Below are 22,628 nucleotides of genomic sequence, written 5' to 3' on the forward strand. Positions count from 1 at the left end.
GCGTGTCTGGTCTGCCGTCGATCGTATGGTCGCGGCACCCCCCGGCGCGAACACCGTGCCGAGGGTGTGGAGGGAAGGAGGCGCGGCGCGGGGCGTCAGGACGGGCGGCGGTCGACGACGAGGGTGTCGGCGAGCCCGGCCGTCGCGTCGGTGGCGACCGTTCCGGTGCGGGCGAAGTCCGCCCAGACCTGGCGCACCTTGCGGCCGCGGCGCTCGACGTCCGCCCAGTCGGTGGTGCCGATCAAGCGGGTGTGCCCCCAGGCCTCGCGGCCGCCGAGCAACAGCGGCAGTTCGGTGATGTGGGCGGCGCCGAAGGCCGTGCCCTCGGGCTCCCAGGTGAACCGGAACGTCGAGACGCGGCCGCCGGCGGCCCGGTGCCGCTCGGCGAAGGCGCGGCCTGCCCGGTGGTAGACGGCCTTCGTCGTCGCGTCGATCAGCACGCGGCGGATCGCGCGGCCGACCAGGGGCAAGGAGAACACCCGCTGCAGCGGGGTCGAGAACTCGGCGAACACCGCCGTCTCGTCGGTGGTCGAGCCGATCAGGAGGTCGATCTCGGGCGCGACCTCGCGCCACGCGTCGTCGGCGTCCGACTCGGCCGGCAGGGGAGCCCGTCCGTACTGGACGCCGAAGGCCATGCCGCCGCGCAGGCCGAAGCGCTTGGCCGCTCGTTCGGCCACGGGCTGCCCGGCGAGCACCTCGTCGATCGGGGCGTCCGTGCGGGGCGTCCCCACCGCCTCCGTCATGGCCGCGATCATCCGGGTGCGTCCGCGCACGATGCCGAGCGGGGCGCTCTGCACGATGGCCCGGGCGAACAGGCCCCTGGCGCCCTCGCTGATCATGAGGTGGGCGATCGCGTCGCCGCCCGCCGACTGACCGAACAGGGTGATGCGCGAGGAGTCCCCGCCGAACGCCTCGATCGTGTCGTGCACCCAGCGCACGGCCGCGAGCTGGTCGAGCAGGCCGAGGTTGGCGGGCACCGCGTCGCCGTCACCGAAGAAGCCGAGCATGCCCAGCCGGTAGGTCACGGTCACGACGACCACGCGCTGTTCGGCGACGAGCGCCCGGGGGTCGTAGACCCGCAGGTCGCCCGCCCCCGAGACGTACGAGCCGCCGTGGATCCACACCATCACCGGCACGCGCTCGTCGGCCGCCAGGTCGGCGGGCAGGGTGATCGAGAGGCGCTGGCAGTGCTCGTCGTCGACCATGTCGGCCGCGGCGCCCTCGATCAGGGCCTCGAGCCCCGGGGCGGGCAGCTGCGGTGACGCGGGCGCCCGGTCGAACGCGAGCAGCGGCGACGACCACGGGGCGACCGGCCGCGGCGGCTCGAACCGGCCCGCATCCGCGTAGGGCACGCCCAGCACGCGCACGACGTCGCCGTCGACCCGGCCGACGACGCGGCCGGACGGGGTGTCGAACTCGCGGCGTGCGGCACGCTCGTCGGTGTCGACGACGGGCTCGCCCGGGGTGGTCGGGGTGCTGGCGGTCGAGCGGGGAGCGTCCTGGGTCACCCGACCCATCGTGGCCCGCGTCGCCCGTCTAGGCTCGCGGCATGAGCGCCGACACCCCTCCCGCCCCCGGGCCGTACCGCCATTTCAAGGGCGGTCGCTACGAGGTGCTCGGCACCGCCCGCCACAGCGAGACCGACGAGCCGCTCGTCGTCTACCGCGCCCTGTACGGCGAGCAGGGCCTCTGGGTGCGTCCGCTCGCCGCGTGGTCCGAACGGGTCACCCGTGACGGGTACGACGGCCCGAGGTTCGCGCCCGAGGCCTGACTCCGGCCGGTCCGCACGCCGGCTCGCACGCCGGGCCGCGACCGTCGGGCGTCCGGCCCGGACCCCCGACCTCAGGAGGCGCGACGCAGGTCAGCGAAGTCACAGCCGGTTGATAGCCGCGCGGCCGGACACTCGGCTCATGAAGTTCTCACGTCGCTCCCAGCGCACCCAGGGTGCAGCCACAGACGGGAGCGCCACGGACGACGCGACCCGCACCCCCGACCACACCGCGCCCACCGCGGCCGCCCCCACCGCCCCCGCCCCCGCCACGACCGGTGCCGTCCCCGCCGACCCGGCTCGCGCCTCCTTGCCCCCCGGCATGATCGTCGCGGGCGCCTGGGCCTGGCGGCTGCTCGCGGTGGCGGCGGCACTCGCCGTGCTGTTCTGGCTGATCGCGACGCTCGAGGAGATCGTCGTCCCGCTGCTGATCGCGATCCTCGTGTCGGCGTTCCTCGTGCCGGTCGCCGGGTTCCTGCACCGGCACCGGTGGCCGCGCTGGCTGGCGATCGTGGCGGCGTTGCTGGCCGGGGTCGTCGTCGTGGGCGGGCTCGTGCTGCTCGCGGTGACCCAGATCCGTGCCGGCCTGCCGCAGATCGAGAAGCAGTCGGTCGCTCAGTACGACCAGCTGACGACGCTGCTGCAGGGGCCGCCCTTCCAGTTGACGAACGCCGACGTCGACGGCTATCTGAAGGACGCCCAGAACGCGTTGCAGACCGAGAGCAAGGCGATCCTCAGCGGCGTGCTGTCGATCGGGACGGCCGCCGGGCACCTGCTCGCCGGTGGCCTGCTGACCCTGTTCGCCACGATCTTCCTGATGATCGACGGCCGCGGGGTCTGGGCCTGGACCGTCCGGCTCTTCCCGAAGGCGGCCCGACCGGCGGTCGACGGGGCAGGCCAGGCGGGCTGGCACACGCTGACCTCGTTCGTGCGCGTGCAGATCGTCGTCGCCGCCGTCAACGCCGTCGGCATCGGCCTGATCGCGTTCTTCCTCGGCCTGCCGCTCGCCGTGCCGATCGCGATCCTGGTGTTCTTGGCGTCGTTCATCCCGGTGGTGGGTGCCATCGTCACCGGCGCCCTCGCCGTCGTCGTCGCCCTGGTCTTCGCCGGGCCGTTGCAAGCCGTCATCATGCTGGCCGGCGTGCTCGTCGTCCACCTGCTCGAGGCGCACGTGCTGCAGCCGCTCGTGATGGGCTCGGCGGTGCGCGTCCACCCGCTCGCGGTGGTCTTCGCGGTGGCGGGCGGATCGTACGTCGCAGGCATCCCCGGCGCGCTGTTCGCGGTGCCGACGGTGGCCGTGCTCAACGTGATGGTGAAGTACGTCGCGACCGGTGCGTGGCGTCGCACCCGGGTCGCGGACGACGTCGCCGCGGGGGCGTCGGGGACGGCATGATCGCGGGCGGCTGACCGGCGCGACCCGCGCCTCCTTCGCTCGGATGAGGGAGGCGCGGGTCGATGTCATCCGCTGGGCTGATGCGCCGGACTGTGTGGTTCGACACCGGATTGTGTGCTCCTACTCAGGAAGTCTCTGCATACTCGTCACTTCGCCCGGGCGCGTGCGCCCCTCCCGACCGAGTCCCGCTCGGCCGAGCAGCAGCGGCGGACGAGTCGGGGCCCCACGGCCCCGCGAGACCGACACCGACCTGTCACGGCCCCTCGCCCCCGTTGCGTGGAACCCGGCCGCCCCGCGTGCCTCGAGCGCCCGGTGCGGTGCGGCCGTGTGCGCCCCGCCCGACCGGCGGCGCGGGTCGGCCGAGCACGAGGACCACATGTCACCCGAGAACACCCCTGCCCCCGACGGGGACGCGTCGACCACGACGCCCGTCGAGGCACCCGTCACCCGCCGTTCGCTCGCCGCGAGCCGCCGCCGCGCCGCTCGTCGCCGACTGTCGCTGATCGGGGGCGTGGCCGCCGTCGCCCTCGTCGCCGGCACGGGCTTCGCCGTCACCTCGATGACGGCCGCCGGAGCCGACACCACGATCTCGGCCGAGCAGCACGCCGCCGACGTGAAGCAGCAGGAGGCCGACATCGCGACCTCGCTGGCCCAGGCCAAGGCGAAGTCGACCATCCAGATCGCGAACCAGGTCGTGGCCTCGACGTCGAGCCGGACCGACGCGAGCGACCTGCAGACCCAGGTCGCGTCGCTCGCCGACTACGAGAAGCTCGACGCGTCCACCCTGAACGCCCGCGTCGAGAAGACCGCCCTCTCGGCGCAGACCGTGCAGGCCGCCGCCGCCGAGGCCGACCGCCAGGCCGCGGCCGCTGCCGCAGCGGCCGCCGCAGCCGCGCAGGCTGCCGCCGACGCCCAGGCCGCCGCCGAGGCGCAGGCCGCCGCCGAGGCCGCCGCTGCCGCCGAGGCCGCCCGCGCCGCCTCCGACAACTCGGTCGCCGGCGCCAAGGCGACCGCCCAGTCGCTCGCGTCGTCGCAGTACGGCTGGGGCAGCGACCAGTTCTCGTGCCTCGTCTCGCTCTGGACGAAGGAGTCCGGCTGGAACTACAAGGCCTACAACCCCAGCGGGGCGACGGGCATCCCGCAGGCGCTGCCCGGCAGCAAGATGGCCTCGGCCGGCAGCGACTGGGCCACGAGCGCCAAGACGCAGATCACCTGGGGCCTCGGCTACATCAAGTCGGTCTACGGCAGCCCGTGCGGCGCCTGGTCGCACTCGCAGTCCGTCAACTGGTACTGATCGACCGCCCCGACCCCATCCACCGGTCGGCGGCCCGGCCCGGCGATCATCGGTCGCCGGGCCGGCCTTCGCCCACCGGTCACCGGGCGGGCCCGCCGTAGGCTGACCCCGTGCTCGCCGTCCAACGCCGCAACCTGATCCTCGAGATGATCCGCGTCGACGGTGCCGTCTCGATCGCGCGAGCTGCCGAGCGACTCGAGACCTCGGCGGTCACCGTGCGACGCGACCTCGACCAGATGGCGTCGCTCGGCCTGGTCACCCGCACGCACGGCGGGGCCGTCGCGCACGGCGACTCGCGCGAGACCCCCTACGTCGACAAGGTCGAGCAGTCGGCCCACGAGAAGGCGGCGATGGGGCGTTTCGCCGCGACCCTCGTCAACGACGGCGACACGCTCGTCATCGGTGCGGGCACGACGACCGAGGCGCTGGCCCTGTCCCTGCTCGACCGCACGGGCCTGACGGTCATCACGAACTCGCTGCCCGTGGCCGAGGCCTTCGTGGCGGCACCCGACAACGAGGTGATCGTGACCGGCGGCTCGCTCCGCGCCTCCATCCGCTGCATGACGGGTGACGCCACCGTCAGCATGCTGCGGGGCGTCCACGCCGACACGACCTTCCTCTCGGGCAACGGGCTGGCCGCCGACGTCGGGCTGACCACGCCCGCGTTGGCCGTCGCCGACGTCGACCGCGTGATGGCGGCCGCGTCGTACCAGGTGGTGGTGCTGGTCGACCACACAAAGGTCGGGGTGCGCACGGCCGCCCGCACCGTGCCGACCGCCGACATCGCGCACCTCGTGACCGACCGGGCGTCGTCGCCGCACGAGCTCGACGCCCTGCGGTCGGCGGGCGTCGACGTGCACGTCGTCTGATCGTTTCTGTCGCGTTCTGAGCCGTCGTTCGTACCCCGAACGGTCCTCAAGAGTGCTTGTTCCTTGACGCTCAAGGGATGTCGTTGTACCCGCCTCCCTTTCGTTCGCGAAAGAGTCTTGTCCTCTTTGTTTCGTTTCTGATAGCTTCTGTCGCAGATGGTGACATCGATGTCACCTCAGAGCACGACAGCAGCGGTGGGCGTCGACGACGACGCCCGCGTCCGTTCGAAGGAGAACGCATGCCCACGTCAACCATCCGTCGCGCCTGGCTGCGCAGCACCGTCCTCGTCGCGGTCGCCGGCCTCGCGCTGACCGCATGCACCAACGAGGGCGCCGCCACGTCGGCCGGCTCGGGCGGACCTGCCGCCGAGGCCGCCGACCCCTCGGCGACGAGTGCCGACGGCTGCACGATGCAGACCTACGGCGGCAGCGGCGTCGAGAAGGTCGACATCGAGGGCGCGAAGATCGGCTTCTCGCAGTCCGAGCCCGACTCGGCGAGCTTCCGCGCCGCCGAGACGCAGTCCCTCAAGGACGCCGCCGCCGACGCCGGTGCCGAGTTGGTCGTGACGAACGCCAACAACGAGCTGCCGAAGCAGATCAGCGACATCCAGGACCTGCTGAACCAGGGCGTGCAGATCCTCGTCGTCGCCCCGGTGAACAGCGACGGCCTCGACCCGGCGCTCAGCGCCGCGAAGGCCGCGGGCGTGCCGGTCGTGACGATCGACCGCAAGGTGACGAACACGGCGTGCGAGGACTACCTGACCTTCCTCGGCAGCGACTTCGTCGACCAGGGCGCGCGTGCCGCCGACGCGCTCGCCGAGGTGACCGACGGCACGGCGAACGTCGCCGTCCTGCTCGGCCCGTCGGGCAACAACGTGACCGACGGCCGCCAGAAGGGCTTCGTCGACCAGGTCGCCGCGAAGTACCCCGACATCACGATCGTCGCGCAACAGACGGCGAACGCCAGCCGGTCCGAGGGGCAGGACGTCACCGCGCAGCTGCTGCAGTCGAACCCCGAGATCGACGCCGTCTACGCCTTCAACGACGAAGAGGGCCTCGGCGCCATGACGGCCATCAGCGACGCGGGCAAGAAGCCCGGCGACGACGTCAAGATCGTGTCGATCGACGGCACGCGCAACGCCGTCCAGGCGATCGTGGACGGCTCGTACAACGCCGTCATCGAGTCGAACCCGCGGTTCGGTCCGCTCGTCTTCTCGACGCTCGACGCGTTCTACGCCGGCGACGCCATCCCCGAGGACGTCATCATCAAGGACGGCGAGTACACGAAGGACAACGCCGAGAAAGACCTCGGCAACGCCTTCTGATCCGGCGGCCGCGGCCCCGGCGGTCGCGGTCCCGGGTCGCCCGTCGCCCGGCCGTCGTCGGCCCGACGAGCACGACACCGCAGGAGGCGCGGTGACCGCACCCGCGCCTCCTCGCGTCCCCCGCACGCCCGCATCCCACACGAAGGACGGTCGATGACGACCACATCCCCAGCCCCGGCGGCGTCCGTCGCCCCGGGCCCGGCCCTGCAGGCCGACCACGTGACGAAGCGCTTCGCCGGCGTCACGGCCCTGGACGGCGTCTCGTTCAGCGTCGCCTCGCGCTCGATCCACGCGTTGGTCGGTGAGAACGGCGCGGGCAAGTCGACGCTGATCAAGGTGCTCACCGGGGTGCACCGACCCGACGAGGGACGGCTGCTCTACCAGGGCACCGAGACCGCGTTCGGGCGGGCGGCCGACGCCCAGGACGCCGGCATCAGCACCGTCTACCAAGAGGTCAACCTGGTGCCGCTGCTCAGCGTCGCCCGCAACATCTACCTCGGCCGCGAGCCGCGCACCCGCCTCGGCCTGATCGACCTGCGCCGCATGAACCGCGAGGCGCAGGCGCTGACCCGCGACCTCGGCATCGACGTCGACGTGACCGGCGACCTGGGGCTGCTCGGCCTCGGCATCCAGCAGATGATCGCCCTCGCGCGGGCCGTGACCATCGACGCGAAGGTGGTCATCATGGACGAGCCGACCTCGTCGCTCGAACTGCGCGAGGTCGAGACGCTCTTCACGGTCGCCCGTCGGCTGCGCGACGCGGGCGCGGGCATCGTGTTCGTGTCGCACCGGCTCGACGAGCTGTGGCAGCTCTGCGACGCGGTCACCGTGTTGCGCGACGGCCGGGTCGTCCACACCGGCGAGATGGCGGCGCTCGACCGTCGCGAGCTCATCTCGCACATGCTCGGCCGCGACATCGACGACGTCGCCGCCCACGGGGCGACGAGCTTCGGCGAGTCCGCCGACCCGGTCGACGGCGGCGTCCTCGGCGGCAGCGGCGTCGGCGAGACCACCGCGACCCCCGCGCTCGGCACCGAGCCGATCCTGAGCGTCGACCGGCTCGACGCCCGCGCCGCCCTGCACGACATCTCGCTCGAGGTGCGGCCGGGCGAGGTGCTGGGCCTCGCCGGGCTGCTCGGATCGGGACGCAGCGAGACCGTCAAGGCGGTCTACGGCGCCCTCGCCACCACCGACGGCACGGTGCGGGTCGCCGGCCGTCCGCTGCGGCGCAACTCGATCCGGTCGTCGCTGGCGGCCGGCGTCGCCCTGCTCAGCGAGGACCGCAAGGCCGAGGGCATCATCCCCGAACTGAGCGTCCGCGACAACATCGTGCTGGCCGTGCTCGACCGGGTCTCGACCTTCGGCGTGATCAGCGACGCGAAGGTCGACGCGCTCGTCGACACGTTCGTCGAGCGGCTCGGCATCAAGGTCTCGAGCCCCCGCCAGCTCGTTTCACAGCTCAGCGGAGGCAACCAGCAGAAGGTGCTGATCGCCCGGTGGTTGTGCACCGAGCCCCGGGTGTTCCTGCTCGACGAGCCGACCCGCGGCATCGACGTCGGCGCCAAGCGAGAGGTGCAGGGGCTCATCGACGAGCTCGCTGCCCGCGGCCTCGGCGTCGTGCTCATCTCGAGCGAGACCGACGAGCTCGTCGAGGGCTCGGACCGCGTCGTCGTGCTGCGCGACGGCCGGGTGTCCGACGAACTGACCGGCGACGAGGTCACGAACTCGCGCCTGCTCGCCGCGCTCGTCGGCGAGTCCGCCCCGCAGGGTACGGGAGGCGCGGCATGAGCACCGACACGAAGGCACCGGAGGCGCGGGTCCAGACCGCGAGACCGCGTCGCCGCCTCGACGCCGCCTGGGTCGCGCGCAACGGCGTCTACCTCGCCCTGGTCGTGCTCGTCCTGGTGAACGTCGTCATCACGCCGTACTTCGTCAGCGGGTCGAACCTCCGGCTGCAGCTGATCCAGGCCGCGCCCGTGATCATCGTCGCGCTGGGCATGTCGCTGGTGATCGGCACGAAGGGCATCGACCTCAGCGTGGGGTCGGTCATGGCCCTCAGCGCCGCGATCATGCCGCTCTACATCGGCTACGGCACGCTGCCGGCCATCCTGATCGGGGTCGCCGCCGGGCTCGTCACCGGCTTCGTCGCCGGCACCCTCGTCTCGCGCCTGGGCCTCCAGCCCATCGTCGCCACGTTGGCGATCTTCGTCGGCGGCCGGGGCCTGGCCAACGTCATCGGCGGTCAGATCAAGAACCTCACCGACCCCGGCCTCGTCACCCTCGGCAGCGGCTCGGTCGTCGGCATCCCCTACACGGTGCTGATCGCCGCCCTGGTCTTCGTCGTGGTCTGGTTCGTCGTGCGGCGCACCACGTTCGGTCGCGGGGTCGAGGCGATCGGCGGCAACCCGCGGGCCGCCGAACTGGCCGGCCTGCGGCTGAAGCGCATCCTGCTGATCGTCTACGTCGTCTGCGGCGTGCTCGCCGCCCTCGCCGGCGTGCTGGCCGCGGCCCGCTCGCAGGCCAGCGACCCCCGCACCCTCGGGCTGCTGATGGAGCTCAACGCCATCGCCGCGGTCGTGATCGGCGGCACGCCGCTGACCGGCGGCAAGGTGAGGGTCGTCGGCACCGTGGCCGGAGCGCTGCTCATGCAGGTGCTCGTCTCGACCCTCGTCGCCCACGACGTCCCCGACTCGGTCGCCCAGATGATCCAGGCCGCGGTCATCGTGGTCGCCGTCTACGTGCAGCTCGGAAGGAAGAGAGCATGAGCCCCGATCCCGCCACGGGCACGGTCGTCGAGTCGGCCGCCGACTCGACCCGCGTCGTCCGCACAAGCCGGTCGCGCGGTGAGCTGATCGCCCGGCTCGCGCAGCGCAACGGCGCCCTCGCCACCCTGGTCGTGCTCGTCGTCGTGATGGCCGTGGCCTTCCCGTCGTTCGCCACGACCGGCAACCTCGGGCAGATCGCCGTCCAGGCGTCGTTCTTCGCGCCGATCGCGCTCGGCATGACCTTCGTCATCTTCACCGGCGGCATCGACCTGAGCGTCGGGTCGGTCTACGCCCTCGGCGGCGTCCTCGCCGCCTGGGGCTCGCAGTACGGCGTGGCCGTCGCCCTGCTGCTGCCGCTGGTCGGCTGCGGGCTGATGGGGGTCGTCCAGGGCTCGATCATCTCGCGCACGCGCATCCCCGCGTTCATCGTGACGTTGGCCGGGTTGCTGTTCGCCCGGGGCCTGCTGCTGATCCTGACCGACGAGGGGGCACAGACCTACAAGGTGCCCGCCGACAGCGCGTTCCTCGGGCTCGCCCGCGGCACGTTCCTCGGTCTCGGCTGGCCGGTGTGGATCACCGTCGTGCTGTTCGCGACCGGCGTCGTGGTGCTGCGCCGCACCTCCTACGGGTCGACCCTGCTCGCCGTCGGCGGGCAGGAGGACGCGGCCGAGCTGATGGGCCTGCCGGTGCGCCGGTCGAAGGTGCTCGTCTACGCGGTCTCGGGCCTGCTCGCCGGCCTGGCCGGGGCACTGACCGCGTCGTACACGGCCTCGGGCGTCACCACGCTCGGCGTCGGCCTCGAGCTCACGGCGATCAGCGCCGTCGTGCTCGGCGGCACCCTGCTGACCGGAGGGGCCGGCACCGTGTTCGGCTCGCTGGTCGGCATCGTGCTGCTGCAGGTCGTCGCGAACCTCATCAACAGACTCGGCCTGACCAACTCGAACTGGCAGGCCGTGGTGAACGGCGTCCTCCTGGTCGCCGTCGCCGTGGGACAGGTGCAGCTGTCCCGCATCCAGGCGCGCTCGCGAAGCGGTGACGACTGAACCCCCGCGCCGACTGCATCACCCCATCGAGATCACCGACAGGAAGGTCAGTCCCATGTCAGAACCACGACGGAGTGGTCGGCTGAAGCGAGGCGGTGCCACCACGGCGCTCGTCCTCGCGGCGGTCATGGCCGCGACGCTGGGCCTCGGCCAGACGGCGTCCGCCGTCGGCGGCGCGAGCCCCACGCCCACCCCCGGCACCTCCGCGACGCCGACGCCTTCGGGCACGGCGACGCCCACCGCATCACCTTCGGCCTCGGCCACGCCGACCGCGACGCCCGAGCCGACCGCGAGCCCGACCGCCACCGCGAGCCCGGCGCCCACGGCGGCCCCGGCCGCGGTCGCGACGCACGGCCTCCGCGGCGACTACTCGACGCTCGGCCCCGAGCCGACCTTCGAGCTGCAGCAGCCGCCGACCGTGAGCGTGCTGGACACGCAGATCGACTACGGCAACCTCGTGCCGGTCTTCGCCGAACGCACCGGCCAGGGCGAGTTCGCCGGCGTGAGCTGGACGGGCACCGTCACCGCCCCCGCGACCGGCGAATACACCTTCTCGGCCAAGGGCGACAACGGCATGCGCCTCTGGATCGACGGCAGCAAGGTCATCGATCACTGGGTCAACGACTGGGAGGTCGAGCAGGTCGGCACCCCCGTCACGCTGACCGCCGGCGAGGCCGTGCCGTTCCGCTTCGACATGTTCCAGGCGACCGGCGGGGCGAACATGCACCTCAGCTGGGCCGGCCCCGGCGTCGAGAAGTCGATCGTCCCGCTCGAGGCGTTCGCGCCTCCTGCGGACTTCGCCGTCTACCCGGTCGAGGCGACCGTGCCCGAGGCCGGTGACGTCGTCGACGTCGTCCTGCCCGGGACGGTGGGAGGCGCGGATCAGCTCGCCGAGCACCTCACGCTCTCGGTCGACCAGAGCGGGTTCCCGGTCGAGGCCGTCACGGTGGCCGCCGACGGCCGGGGCCTCGTGGTGACCCCCGGCGGACCGCTGCAGAAGGGCACGACCGTGCGCGTGGCCTACGACGGCCTCGGCGGACTGACCGTCGACGGCGTCGCCGTGCCCGCCTTCGACCAGCCCGCGACGAACCTGTCGACCTACGTGCTGACCACCCCGTGGGCGGCCGACGTCGACCCGACGAACCCGCTGCCCGAGTACCCGCGCCCGCAGCTGACGCGCGACCGCTGGCAGAACCTCAACGGCCAGTGGCAGTTCGCGGCCTGGAAGTCGGGCGACCGACTGCCGTTCGGCAAGGACCTCGCCGAACAGGTCGTCGTGCCGTACCCGATCGAGTCGCAGCTGAGCGGCGTCGAACGCCACGAGGACTCGATGGTCTACCGCCGCACGTTCGAGACGCCGAAGGACTGGAAGAAGAACGACAAGAACCGCGTCGTGTTGAACTTCGGTGCGGTCGACTACCAGGCGACCGTGTACGTCAACGCCCGCAAGGTCGTGACGCACACCGGCGGCTACGACGCCTTCAGCGCGGACGTCACCGACGCCCTCAACAAGAAGGGCGCGAACGAGATCGTCGTGCGCGTCGACGACACCACCGGCAACCAGCCGCGCGGCAAGCAGGACCCGAACCCGAGCGGCATCTTCTACACGCCCGCGTCCGGCATCTGGCAGACCGTGTGGCTCGAGCCCGTCCAGGCGGCGCACGTCGACCGCCTCAAGATGACGCCCGACCTGGCCACGGGGTCGCTGAAGGTGACCGCGGTGTCGGCGAGCGCCTCCTCGAAGTCGAAGGTCGAGGTGCTCGTCCGCGACCACGACGGCGTCATCGTCGGCTCGGCCCGCGGAGTCGCCAACCAGCAGCTGTCGGTGAAGATCGACGAGCTGCACCTGTGGAGCCCGGACGACCCGTACCTGTACGACGTCCAGGCGACGATGAGCGGCGGCGGGTCGAAGGACGCCGTCGGCAGCTACCAGGGCATGCGGTCGATCTCGATCGGGTCGGTCGGCGGTCAGCAGAAGATCCTGCTGAACGGCAAGGAGACCTTCTTGCTGTCGACGCTCGACCAGGGCTACTGGCCGGACGGCGTCTACACCGCGCCGACCGACGAGGCGCTCGCCTGGGACGTCTCGACCACGAAGGACCTCGGGTTCAACACGATCCGCAAGCACATCAAGGTCGAACCGGCCCGCTGGTACTACCACGCCGACCAGCTCGGCATGCTCGTCTGGCAGGACATGCCGGCCAACAACGGCGGCAACGCCGACCGGGCCACGCAGGACGTCTTCCGGTCGCAGGTGAAGACGATGATCGACCAGCACGACTCGTTCACGTCGATCATCGGCTGGGTGCCGTTCAACGAGGGCTGGGGCGAGTGGAACCGTGACGTGACCGGCGAGATCGCCGACGGCGTCAAGGCCCAGGACCCCTCGCGACTGGTCGACGCCCACAGCGGCGTCAACTGCTGCAACTCGAAGGGCGACAGCGGCCGCGGCGACGTGATCGACTGGCACCAGTACACCGGCCCGGCACTGCCGCGACCGGACGGACGTCGTGCCGCCATGGACGGCGAGCACGGCGGGTTCTCGTACTCGGCCCCCGGTCACGTGTGGCCCGGCGGCTCGGTCAACCCCTACGGCGAGGTCGACTCGCCCCAGGCCCTGACCGAGGCGTACGTCGAGAACACGGACGCCCTGGTCGGCCCCGCGTCGGACTACCTCTCGGGGTCGGTCTACACGCAGCTGACCGACGTCGAGGGCGAGGTCAACGGGTTCTACACCTACGACCGACGCATCGAGAAGATGGACCGTGACGCGGTCCGGGCGGCGAACGAGGCGGTGATCGAGGCCGGCAGCGCCGACTGAGCGTCACCTCGCGGACGGGACGTCGCACCACGCTGGTCGGTGGTGCGGCGCCCCGTCCGTGGCGTGCGGCTGGTTCTGCGTGCTGCTAGTTCTGCGTGCTGCTAGTTCTGCGGGGGGATGGTCTGCCGGTCGGTCGGCTTGTCGGTCGTCACGGGCGTGGGGCTCGGGGTGGGGCTCGGGGTGATCGGTGAGGGTGCGGGCGTGACGACGCCGTCGGTGGGAGGCGCCGGGGCCGGCGTCGGGCTCTCGGGGGTCGCCGACGGGCTCACGCTCGGGCTCACCGTCACGACGGGGTCGTCGTCGTCACCGCCGCAGGCCGTCAGCACCCCGAGCGTGAGCGCCGCCGTCGCGGCGACCGCCACCGCCCGCGAGGTCGTCGCCAGCACCGTCCGCGTCGTCGTCCCCATGGCGAGAGCCTACGCGTGGCCGGCGCGCGGCCCCGTGGTGCTGCCGCCGCGCGGTCGATCCGGTTCGTGTCGGATGAAGCCGACGGGCCCACGGGTCCGCCGGCCACACGATCCGGTACGCACCGGATGAAGCCGGCGACGACTCCACGACCCAGGAGGCGCGGTGCCGGACGCCGCGGAGGCGACCGTGCGCAGAATGGGCCATGGACCCGTCGGCCGGACCCGCGCCTCCTCGGGGCGTCACCGCGCTCGGTTCAGCCCCGTCCCGGCGAGCTCGAGCACCTGATCGCTCGCGGCGATCACCCGTTCGTCATGCGTCGCGACGACCACGACGGCGCCGTCCTCGGCGAACGTGCGCAACACGTCGACGACCATCTCGGCGTTCGCGGCGTCGAGCGACGCGGTGGGTTCGTCAGCCAGGACCACCCGTGGCTCGTGCAGCAGGAGGCGCGCCAGGGCGACCCGTTGCCGCTCGCCACCACTCAGCCGGGACACCTTCGTCGCCTCCACGCCGTCCAGCCCCACGCGCCGGAGGGCTGCGGAGCGTCGCCCGGCCCGCTGGCGACGAGGGGCCCGCCGAGCGACGAGGGCGACGTCGAGGTTCTTCGCGACGGTCCAGTCGTCGACGAGGCCGTGGTCCTGGAAGAGGAACCCGAACACGTCTCGATGCAAGCGTCGGCGCGTGCGACCTCGGGTGCGCGTGAGTTCGTCGCCGTCGAGCGTGATCGACCCGGACGTCACCGTGTCGAGCAGTCCCAGACACGCCAACAGGGTGGACTTCCCCACCCCGCTGGGGCCCCAGATCGACGTCGTCGTCCCGGCGTCGAACGCGGCGGACACGTCCTTCCAGAGCTCACGTCCCGAACGGAGCGCGGACAGGTCCGAGACGACCAGGCGTGGGCGGGGCCCGGCTGGTGCCGCCGTGCGGCGGATCGTGGTCGGGGCGTCAGGACGCGCCATGGACGTCTCCTTCGAGTCGGTGCCGGACGGTCGAGCCACCGGCCCACCTGGCCCGCGCGCCCGGACGATGCTCGCACCAGACGGCCGTCGGCCAGGCCAGCAGGGCGAAGGCCGCAGCGAGTGCCAGGCCGGTGGTGATCGCTCGCACGAGGGGGATGTCGGACACGGCTATCGGGTGGGGACCGAAGAACGCGATGAGGGGCGCCGTGCCACCGAGCGCTGCGACGACGGCCAGCAGCCGGTCGTGACGACGGAACGGTGAGAAGCCGTGGGCACGGTGCACCGCCAGCGAGCGGGCGCGCGATCGGACGGACGACCAGACGAGGAGGCAGATCATCGCGGCTGCCAGGAGGGCCGAGAACCACAGCGTGACGACGGTCTGGGACCTCCACGCGCGCCACTGGGGGACGAGCGAACCGGTCTCGTCCAGGACATCGGTGTCGGCGAAGACGAGATCGCGGACACCGTGTTCGTCGAGGGCTGCCTCGAGCTCGACCTCCGAGCCGGTGTACAGCTCGTCGCCCGTGCTCAGGGCCGCCAGGTGATAGTCCACGCTGAGCACTCGACGTGCCGGAGGAACGACGACCAGCACGGGGTCGACGAGCACGTCCCCGCCCGAGTCGGTGCGCGGGTAGGCCGTCAGCAGAGGGAGCTCGAGTCGGGAGGAGTACGTCTGGACGGTCACCGCCGCGACGGGGACGTCGTCGAGGCAGTCGTCGTCGGGGCAGGCGAACCGCGTCTCGACCTCGCGTTGGAACGCGACGAACTCCTCGACGGCGGACCTCAGGGCTCTGGTCTCGATCGCCGAACTGCGGGGCACGAGGACTCGCACACGATCGTCGGCGTCGTGGACGAGCCCGTCGATCCCGTTCGTGCCCGAAGATGCCACCTGCTGCAGATAGGTGCTGCTGACCACCACGCAGTCGACCGGCAGCGAGAGTCCCTGACACCCGGGGTCGAGTTGGTCGAGCAGGAGGTGCCCGGCAGCCTCTTCACTGGCGACGAGACGGGACCAGCCCGGTGATTCACGCTCCACGACGGACTCCTCCGTCGCGCGCAGCGAGATGATGCGAGCCGATCGGCCGTGCCAGGAGTCGTGTTTCGCCACGGCGGCGCGGAGGCCGTGGTCAGCCTGTTCGAGCGTGTACGAGGCGACGGACAGGGACGATCCGATCCCCAGGAGGGTCATCCCCGCGGCCACCCCGACGACGGTCGTCGTTCGACGGTCGCGAGATCGCGGCCCGGGACGCGACGCACCGTGCGTCACCACGGCCGCGAGAGCGACGACGGCGACCGTCCCCCCGCCACACAGAGCCGAGATCCGCGCGACGAGGAGACCCGTGGGGCCGAAGGCCGGAGCGGTGCCCCACAGGACCGTGGCCGTCACCAACCAGCCGAGCCAGGTCGTCGCCCAGGCGACCACGACGAATCCTGCCGTCTTGGTCAGGTCGCCGCCGGACACCCGGCAGCGAGAGAGGCCGTGGACCCGACGGACCCTCCGTGAGTCGGCGGTCAGGGCCCACGCGGCCGACGACGTCGCGAAGAGGAAGAAGGCGACCGTGAGCACGAGGAGGGGTGGGGTCACGGTGACGGCTTGCGCTGCCGCTGCCGCTGCGTCGTTCCACACGACCTCTGCCGTGAAGCCGTCACGACGGAGGGCCTCGGCTGCGCCCGCGATGTCGTGGTCGGAACCGAAGACCGTCCACTGGCCGTAGACCGTGTCCGCGTCCGTGTCGAGCACGCGGGTCTGCGTCGACGCCAGACGGGTGCCGAAGGCGTGGACGTCCTCGCCGGGAGCCACGGCGTCGGGGGCCCCGGGCTGTCGCGCGAAACCGGGAGAGAGGACGAGGACGCGTCGAACGCCGGCGGGGGTGGCGTCGAAGGTCACGAGCGCTGCGGCGACGTCGTTCCCCTCGAGGTCCGCGATCACGGCCGCCGGTTCGGCCGGTCCGCCCGGGCCCGACGTGATGTGGATCTGGGCCGGGGCCGAGAGGGGAAAGAGTTCTTCGATCCTCTCGGCGACGAGGTGTGCGGCCAGGGTCGAGGCCACCGCGACGAGGACGACGGCCGTTCGGAGGATGGCATGCATCGGGGGCCTCCTGACGAGAGGTCGGACGGAGTCGGGATCAGTGGTGCGTCACGCCACGACGTGATGCACCACGTGGATCAGCTCGTGATGCGGTAGTACGCGAAGTCGACTCGGCCCGGAGTGGGAAGGATCAAGCAGCCGCCCGACCCGTCCAGGAAAGCATTAAAGTGTGAACCGCGTCATGAAAAACATCAGACGGCGCCCACCAGTGTCCACGCCCCGCCGTCGCGACGCGTCACGCGGCCCTGGACGATGTCGGCCAGCTCGCCGACGGCAGCCTCGACGACGGCGCCGATGCGGTGTGCGGGCTCGTCTGCCGGGCACTCGTAACGCACCACCAGGCGCGGCTCGCCGCGGACGAGCGTGACGTCGCTCGCCTCGACCGTGGTCAGGCCCGCGGCGCTCGCGGCCGCCGCCGGCAGCACGGAGTCGGGCCGCACCCCCGGCCGCAGGGTGCCGACGGTGAGCGTGACGCGGTACGAGGGCATGCGCTCATCCAACCCGGCGCCACCGACATCGCGTGGTCGTCCCAGCAGGGTCGCAGCCGCTTCACGGCGCATCCCGAACCCGACCGGCCGCCCGACGGCCCGCGCCCCGATCACGATGCCGACCCGCACCCCGACCGCCGTCTCGACCCCGTGGCGCCTCGCCGACGAAACACGCCCGACGCACGGGTGTGCCACCCTCTCGTCATGAAGCGCACCGCGTCCGCCCGGCTCGAGTTCGACGTCGACGGCCCCGCCGAGTTCGTCCTGTCGGTCGCCGCCTCGCGCGCCTACGCGGCCGCGCCCGACGCCCCCGGCACGGACACCGTCGCCCCCGGCACGGACGCCGCCGCCCCCGGCGCCGTCCGCATCACCGAGGAGGCGCTGGCCGTGACCCAGCACGGCGCACCCCTCGAGGTCCGCGAGGTGCACGACCACCACGGCACCCTCCTCCACCTGTGCGAGGTCGGGGCCGGCCGCGTCACCGTCGACTACCGGGTGGTCGTCGAGGGCCGTCTCGACGAGCCGCCCGTCGACGAGCTGGACCTGGTCCGCTACCGACGACCGAGCCGCTACTGCGAGTCCGACACCCTGAGCCCGACCGCCCGAGCCGAGTTCGGCGGCCTCGAGGGGCGCGAGCTGCTGGCGGCGGTCGCGACCTGGGTCGGCTCGCACCTCGCCTACGTGCCCGGGGCGAGCGCGCCGACCGACGGCGCCGTGCAGACCCTGCTCGACCGGCAGGGCGTCTGCCGCGACTACGCCCACCTCGTGATCGCCCTGCTGCGCGGGCTCGACGTGCCCGCCCGGCTCGTCAGCGTCTACGCGCCGGGGCTGTCGCCGATGGACTTCCACGCCGTGGCCGAGGCCTTCGTCGACGGTGCCTGGCACGTGGTCGACGCCACCGGGCTGGCCCCGCGCCAGACGCTGCTGCGCATCGCGACCGGGCGGGACGCCTCCGACACCGCGTTCCTGTCGAGCCACGGCGGCCGCGTCACCGTCGCGGGCATGCAGGTCGGCGCCGTCGCCGACGTGCTGCCGCGCGACGACGTGACCACCTTCGTCAGCCTGGGCTGAGCGCCCGCCGGCACCGCGCCTCCTGCGCTCGCCGATCCGCGCTCCGCCGACCCCGCCGCCCCGCCGGCCCGCCGGCCCGCCGGCCCGGCGACACCGCCGATCCCGCCACGAAGTAAACAGCCCGCCACGTGATCGCGTGGCGGGCTGTTTACTTCGTGGCGGCCTGGCGGCCTGGCGGCGCGCCTCAGTCCTCGCGGTGCGCCAGCTTCGCGCCCTCGCGGGCCCGCACGGCCGGTTCGTTCTGGTGCACGCCGGCCGGCCACGACGTCGGCCCGGCCGACCCGGCCGGGTACTCGTCGATGGCGACGTCGCCCGAGTTCCAGGCCTTGACGACGGGGGCGACGATGCGCCACCCCTCTTCCGCCGAGTCGCCGCGCACCGACAGCGTCGGGTCGTCGTCGAGGATGCCCTCGAGCACCTCGCCGTACGCCGTCAGGTCGGACGCGCCGAAGTCGGCGTGCAGGGAGGCGCGCGACAGGTCGTACGAGTCGCCCGGCCCGTTGACGTTCAGCTCGAGCGACATCTCATCGGGCGAGATCGCGATGCGCAGGCGGTCGGGGGTGCCGCCGCCGACGAACTCCTTCGGCACGTGGGTCGGCGGGCGGAAGGTGATGACGATCTCGCGCCGACGTGAGGCGAGCGCCTTGCCCGACCGCAGCAGGATGGGCACCCCGGCCCAGCGCCAGTTCGCCACCTCGACGACGACCTCGGCCAGGGTCTCGGTCTCGAGCGACGGGTCGACGCCGTCCTCGTCGACGTAGGCGGGCAGGGTGCGGCCGTCGACCTCGCCCTTCGCGTAGCGGGCGCGACGGGTGTTGGCGACCGCGTCGTCGTCCCAGACGTGGGTGGCGCGCAGCACGAGTTCTTTCTCGTCGCGCAGGTCGGCGGGTCCGAGCGTCGCGGGGGCGTTCATCGTCAGCACGGCCATGACCTGCAGCAGGTGGCTCTGGATCATGTCGACCATGGCACCCGCGTGGTCGTAGTAGCGGGCGCGGTTCTCGAGGCCGAGCTCCTCGTCGTAGACGATCTCGATGCTCTCGACGTGTTGGTTGTTGAGCATCGGCTCGATCAGGCGGTTCGCGAACCGCAGGCCGAGCAGGTTCAGCACGGTCGACCGGCCGAGGAAGTGGTCGACGCGGTGCACCTGGTCCTCGGGCACGAGCTTCAGCACCTCGTGGTTCAGCTTCTTCGCGCTGGCCAGGTCGGTGCCGAACGGCTTCTCGAGGGCGAGCGCGGTGCCCTCGGGCAGGTCGACCTTCCGCAGGGCGGCACAGGCCTTCTCGGTGATGGCGGGTGGCAGGGCGAAGTAGATCGACGGAGGCGCGTCACAGGCCTCGACGAGGCTGCGGAGGCCGTCCACCCCGGTCACGTCGGCGGTGATGTACGTCGTCGACTCGAGCAGCGCGTCGACGGCGGGGCCGCTCGCGTGGACGCTGTCGAAGGACGTCTTCACGCGCTGCTTCCACTCGGCGTCGGTGTACTCCTCGACGCCGGCGCCGATCAGCTGGACGCGGCGCTTCGGCTCGAGCGCCAGCAGGCCGCCGAGGCCGGGCATCAGGAGGCGCGCGGCGAGGTCTCCGCTCGCCCCGAGGATCAACAGGGTCGCGGGCTCGGGAGCCTTCTTCGCCGTCATGCCGTGCACGGTAGTGGTTCGGGTCCTGGCGTGCCCGGGGGTCGGCGCACACCGCCGGGGCCGGTGCGGCGTAGCGTCCACGCCATGAGCGACCAGACCTACACCGCCCGCTTCGTCGGCCACGACGAGACCACCACCGAAGAACTCACCCTCATCGACGGCCTGCCGCAGAAGAGCGTCACCCGCCCCGGGGCCTCGGACGGCGAGGACCTCATGTGGGAGCTCGACGACGACGCCGGCGAGGGCGGCGAGCACGTCTACCGCTCGCTCGGCGTCTCGGGCCACGACTACAGCTGACCCGGCCGGCCCTGTCTGACTCGGCCCGCGCCGCCTGACCTGACCCGCGCCTCCTGACCGGCTGGCGCCGCCCGGTGCGCCCGGCAGGGCGCCGCAGGTCAGGCCCGGCGGGTGGGGCGCACCGAGACGACCTCGGCCGTCGCGCCGTGCGGCAGGTCGACCACGAGGCGCACGGCGTCCGCGACCGACTCCGGCTCGAGGTAGAGCGAGGCGTCGTAGGCGCCGCCCTCGGCGGTGACCAGCTCGTGCTGCATGTCGGTGTCGACGCGACCCGGGTGCACCGAGCTGACGCGGACGCCGTTCGGGCGTTCCTCCTCGCGCAGGGCGTCGGTCAGGGCCCGCAGGGCGAACTTGCTCGCCGCGTAGGTGCTGCCGTTCGGCCCGGCGGTGAAGCCCGAGCCGCTGTTGATCGCGACGACGGTGCCCTGTGCGGCTCGCAGCGCCGGCAGCAGCTGACGCGTCACCTCGGCCACGGCGAACACGTTGACCTCGAAGACCCGCCGCCAGGCGTCGCGGTCGGTGTCGGCGACGGCCCGGCCGCCGATCACCCCGGCGGCGTGCACCAGCACGTCGAGTTCGTCGAGGTGGGGCACCGTGAGGGCCGGGCCCGAGAGGTCGGCGGCCCACACCGTCGCGGACGGGAGGCCCGCGGTGATCGCCCGCAGCGCCTCCTCGTCCCGGCCGTGGACGATCACGTGGTGCGTGCGGGCGAGGTCGCGGACGACGGCGAGGCCGATGCCCCGCGAGCCCCCGGTGACGAGTGCGGTCTTCATCGCCCCAGTCTGCCGGTCGACGGGCGCCGTCAGGCCAGCGGGTCGTGGCCCCAGTTCATCAGCGACCAGCGCCACTTCGTGTCGGTGACGTCGCCCGAGGGGCGTTGCTTCGAGTGGCGCGCGACGTAGCCGTGCACCTTCTCCATGTGCTGCCAGTCGGCGTCGGTCAGGTCGGCCTTCTTCTTCTCGAGGATGCGCACGATGTGCCGGCCGCTCTCGTGCCCGACGGACTCGCCGCCGTCCTTCTGCCCCACCTCGCGCGACTCGTCGGTGTCGAGCCAGTCGCGGAGCGTCGAGGCCGTCATGTTCACGTCGTCGTGGAACTCGTCCCAGGTCTGCTGCCGGTCGTCTGCCATGGACCGAGCCAAGCACGCCCGCCGTCGCCGAGCCCGGGAGGCGCGGGTCGCGGCGTCGCGCCCGGCGCGTCCTGCAGCGCGTCGCCTCGGCACCACGGCCCGCCCGGATCGGCGAAGATGGCACGGTGCGCACCCTGACCGCCGGCACCGCCGCCCTGCTGCTCGCCACCTCGCTCGCCGTCACGCTGACCTCGTGCTCGGCCGACGGCACCAACCCGACGGTGGCCCCGCAGGCGAAGATCCCCGCCGGGCTGGCCGTCGAGGGCTACGCCATCGCCTCGCCCGACGCGACCACCGCGGCCGTCGACGCGCTCGACCGCAGCGACGACGCCGTCGACACCGTCGGCGTCTCGGGCGTCGCGATCACGACCGGCGGGGCCGGGGTCGCCCCGAGTGACGAGTCGGCCAACGCGCTGCGAGAGGCCGCCCAGTCGGCGGGCAAGCAGGCCGAGCTGCTCGTCGTCAACGCCGGGCAGGACGGCTTCAGCGGCGAGCTCGCGACGCAGCTGCTGTCGAGCCGGGCCAACCGGGAGTTCGTCGTGTCGGGCCTGACCGGCGAGGTCGTCAACGGCGGTTGGGACGGCGTCCAGATCGACTTCGAGTCGCTCTCGGCCGACGACGCCCCGGGCCTGGTCGACTTCGCCGTCGAGCTGCGCGACGCCCTGCCCGACGACGCCACGATCTCGATGGCCGTGCAGCCGAGCACCGACGAGGCCGGGTACCTCGACCTCGGCTACGACCTCGCCGCACTCGCCGACCCGGTCGACCGATTCGTGCTCATGGCGTACGACCAGCACGGCGCCGGCTTCAGCGACCCCGGGCCCGTCGGCGGGCTGCCGTGGGTCGGCGAGGTGCTCGACGCCGCGCTCGGGCTCGTCCCGGCCGACCGCCTCGACCTCGGCGTCGCCGGCTACGGCTACCGCTGGACCGGCGAGGGCACCGCAGGAGGCGCGGTGTCGGTCGCCGAGGCACGCACCGCCGCGCGGTCCACGGGTTCGTGGGACGCCGACCAGGCCGAGTACACGGCGTCACCCGGCGACGGGTCGACCCTCTGGTGGTCGGACGGCCGGTCGATCACGGCCCGCGCCGAGCTGGCCGCGTCGAAGGGACTGCACGGCGTCGCGATCTGGCAGCTGACGACGGGCGACCCGATCCGCCGCGGCTGACGCCACGGAGTGGCCCGGGGGCGACGGCTCGCCCGCCGCCACGCATCGCACCGCGATTCGTGCACCGCGACCCGACTAGTCGCGGCGCGCTGCACGAAACGCAGTGCAGA

General features: G+C 72.6%; 20 protein-coding genes. 12 read left to right on the forward strand and 8 right to left on the reverse strand.

The window, feature by feature from the left end:
• Nucleotides 1-95: 95 nt before the first annotated feature.
• Entirely contained in the window at nucleotides 96-1,508 is a 1,413-nt protein-coding gene (locus ITJ55_RS07530) for a carboxylesterase family protein (RefSeq protein ID WP_370544073.1), read from the reverse strand.
• Between the two features lie 41 nt (nucleotides 1,509-1,549).
• On the opposite strand from ITJ55_RS07530, the gene ITJ55_RS07535 reads away from it, so the two are divergent.
• The 9 genes from ITJ55_RS07535 to ITJ55_RS07575 all read left to right on the forward strand — a co-directional run bounded on the left by ITJ55_RS07535 (nucleotide 1,550) and on the right by ITJ55_RS07575 (nucleotide 13,278).
• Nucleotides 1,550-1,771 (forward strand): DUF1653 domain-containing protein, encoded by a 222-nt coding sequence (locus ITJ55_RS07535; protein WP_194594871.1) that lies wholly within the window; start codon nucleotides 1,550-1,552, stop codon nucleotides 1,769-1,771.
• Nucleotides 1,772-1,910: 139 nt separating this feature from the next.
• The gene (locus tag ITJ55_RS07540; RefSeq protein ID WP_228498071.1) at nucleotides 1,911-3,161 is read left to right on the forward strand and encodes an AI-2E family transporter; all 1,251 of its coding nucleotides are present in this window, start codon (nucleotides 1,911-1,913) and stop codon (nucleotides 3,159-3,161) included.
• A gap of 376 nt (nucleotides 3,162-3,537) precedes the next feature.
• On the forward strand, nucleotides 3,538-4,455 hold the full coding sequence (locus ITJ55_RS07545; RefSeq protein ID WP_228498073.1) for a phospholipase: 918 nt from the start codon (nucleotides 3,538-3,540) through the stop codon (nucleotides 4,453-4,455).
• Nucleotides 4,456-4,565: 110 nt separating this feature from the next.
• A complete protein-coding gene (locus ITJ55_RS07550) occupies nucleotides 4,566-5,324 on the forward strand; it encodes a DeoR/GlpR family DNA-binding transcription regulator (protein WP_194594872.1) in 759 nt (252 codons plus the stop codon).
• Between the two features lie 239 nt (nucleotides 5,325-5,563).
• The gene (locus ITJ55_RS07555; protein ID WP_194594873.1) at nucleotides 5,564-6,649 is read left to right on the forward strand and encodes an ABC transporter substrate-binding protein; all 1,086 of its coding nucleotides are present in this window, start codon (nucleotides 5,564-5,566) and stop codon (nucleotides 6,647-6,649) included.
• Between the two features lie 153 nt (nucleotides 6,650-6,802).
• Nucleotides 6,803-8,437, forward strand: a complete 1,635-nt coding sequence (locus tag ITJ55_RS07560) for a sugar ABC transporter ATP-binding protein (RefSeq protein WP_194594874.1) — start codon at nucleotides 6,803-6,805, stop codon at nucleotides 8,435-8,437.
• Nucleotides 8,434-9,414, forward strand: coding sequence for an ABC transporter permease (locus ITJ55_RS07565; protein WP_194594875.1), 981 nt, complete (start codon nucleotides 8,434-8,436; stop codon nucleotides 9,412-9,414). Before ITJ55_RS07560 ends, ITJ55_RS07565 begins: the two co-directional genes overlap by 4 nt.
• Complete coding sequence (locus tag ITJ55_RS07570) at nucleotides 9,411-10,457, forward strand: ABC transporter permease (protein ID WP_194594876.1); 1,047 nt, start codon at nucleotides 9,411-9,413, stop codon at nucleotides 10,455-10,457. The genes ITJ55_RS07565 and ITJ55_RS07570 overlap by 4 nt, the downstream gene beginning before the upstream one ends.
• A gap of 55 nt (nucleotides 10,458-10,512) precedes the next feature.
• A complete protein-coding gene (locus tag ITJ55_RS07575) occupies nucleotides 10,513-13,278 on the forward strand; it encodes a PA14 domain-containing protein (protein ID WP_194594877.1) in 2,766 nt (921 codons plus the stop codon).
• Nucleotides 13,279-13,379: 101 nt separating this feature from the next.
• Here the strand turns inward: ITJ55_RS07575 and ITJ55_RS16355 are convergent, their stop codons facing one another.
• From ITJ55_RS16355 to ITJ55_RS07595, 4 genes are all read right to left on the reverse strand, one after another.
• Nucleotides 13,380-13,685, reverse strand: a complete 306-nt coding sequence (locus tag ITJ55_RS16355) for a hypothetical protein (protein ID WP_194594878.1) — start codon at nucleotides 13,683-13,685, stop codon at nucleotides 13,380-13,382.
• A gap of 240 nt (nucleotides 13,686-13,925) precedes the next feature.
• On the reverse strand, nucleotides 13,926-14,645 hold the full coding sequence (locus ITJ55_RS07585; RefSeq protein ID WP_194594879.1) for an ABC transporter ATP-binding protein: 720 nt from the start codon (nucleotides 14,643-14,645) through the stop codon (nucleotides 13,926-13,928).
• Entirely contained in the window at nucleotides 14,632-16,734 is a 2,103-nt protein-coding gene (locus ITJ55_RS07590; RefSeq protein ID WP_194594880.1) for a hypothetical protein, read from the reverse strand. The genes ITJ55_RS07585 and ITJ55_RS07590 overlap by 14 nt, the downstream gene beginning before the upstream one ends.
• Nucleotides 16,735-16,925: 191 nt before the next feature.
• The gene (locus ITJ55_RS07595) at nucleotides 16,926-17,222 is read right to left on the reverse strand and encodes a hypothetical protein (protein ID WP_194594881.1); all 297 of its coding nucleotides are present in this window, start codon (nucleotides 17,220-17,222) and stop codon (nucleotides 16,926-16,928) included.
• A 204-nt stretch (nucleotides 17,223-17,426) separates the two neighbouring features.
• Here ITJ55_RS07595 and ITJ55_RS07600 point away from each other — a divergent pair, with 204 nt between their 5' ends.
• Complete coding sequence (locus tag ITJ55_RS07600) at nucleotides 17,427-18,293, forward strand: transglutaminase family protein (RefSeq protein WP_194594882.1); 867 nt, start codon at nucleotides 17,427-17,429, stop codon at nucleotides 18,291-18,293.
• A 184-nt stretch (nucleotides 18,294-18,477) separates the two neighbouring features.
• Here the strand turns inward: ITJ55_RS07600 and ITJ55_RS07605 are convergent, their stop codons facing one another.
• Nucleotides 18,478-19,926, reverse strand: a complete 1,449-nt coding sequence (locus ITJ55_RS07605; RefSeq protein ID WP_194594883.1) for a glucose-6-phosphate dehydrogenase — start codon at nucleotides 19,924-19,926, stop codon at nucleotides 18,478-18,480.
• An 84-nt stretch (nucleotides 19,927-20,010) separates the two neighbouring features.
• On the opposite strand from ITJ55_RS07605, the gene ITJ55_RS07610 reads away from it, so the two are divergent.
• Nucleotides 20,011-20,223 (forward strand): hypothetical protein, encoded by a 213-nt coding sequence (locus ITJ55_RS07610; protein WP_194594884.1) that lies wholly within the window; start codon nucleotides 20,011-20,013, stop codon nucleotides 20,221-20,223.
• Between the two features lie 98 nt (nucleotides 20,224-20,321).
• On the opposite strand, the gene ITJ55_RS07615 is transcribed toward ITJ55_RS07610, so the two are convergent.
• A complete protein-coding gene (locus ITJ55_RS07615) occupies nucleotides 20,322-20,996 on the reverse strand; it encodes an SDR family oxidoreductase (RefSeq protein ID WP_194594885.1) in 675 nt (224 codons plus the stop codon).
• Between the two features lie 29 nt (nucleotides 20,997-21,025).
• Nucleotides 21,026-21,352 (reverse strand): DUF3140 domain-containing protein, encoded by a 327-nt coding sequence (locus ITJ55_RS07620; protein ID WP_056259916.1) that lies wholly within the window; start codon nucleotides 21,350-21,352, stop codon nucleotides 21,026-21,028.
• A 125-nt stretch (nucleotides 21,353-21,477) separates the two neighbouring features.
• On the opposite strand from ITJ55_RS07620, the gene ITJ55_RS07625 reads away from it, so the two are divergent.
• Nucleotides 21,478-22,518: a glycosyl hydrolase family 18 protein gene (locus tag ITJ55_RS07625; protein WP_194594886.1), complete on the forward strand. Its 1,041-nt coding sequence runs from the start codon at nucleotides 21,478-21,480 to the stop codon at nucleotides 22,516-22,518.
• Nucleotides 22,519-22,628: the final 110 nt, after the last annotated feature.

It is taken from the genome of Frigoribacterium sp. VKM Ac-1396 (assembly GCF_015350895.1).
Lineage (GTDB): Bacteria > Actinomycetota > Actinomycetes > Actinomycetales > Microbacteriaceae > Frigoribacterium.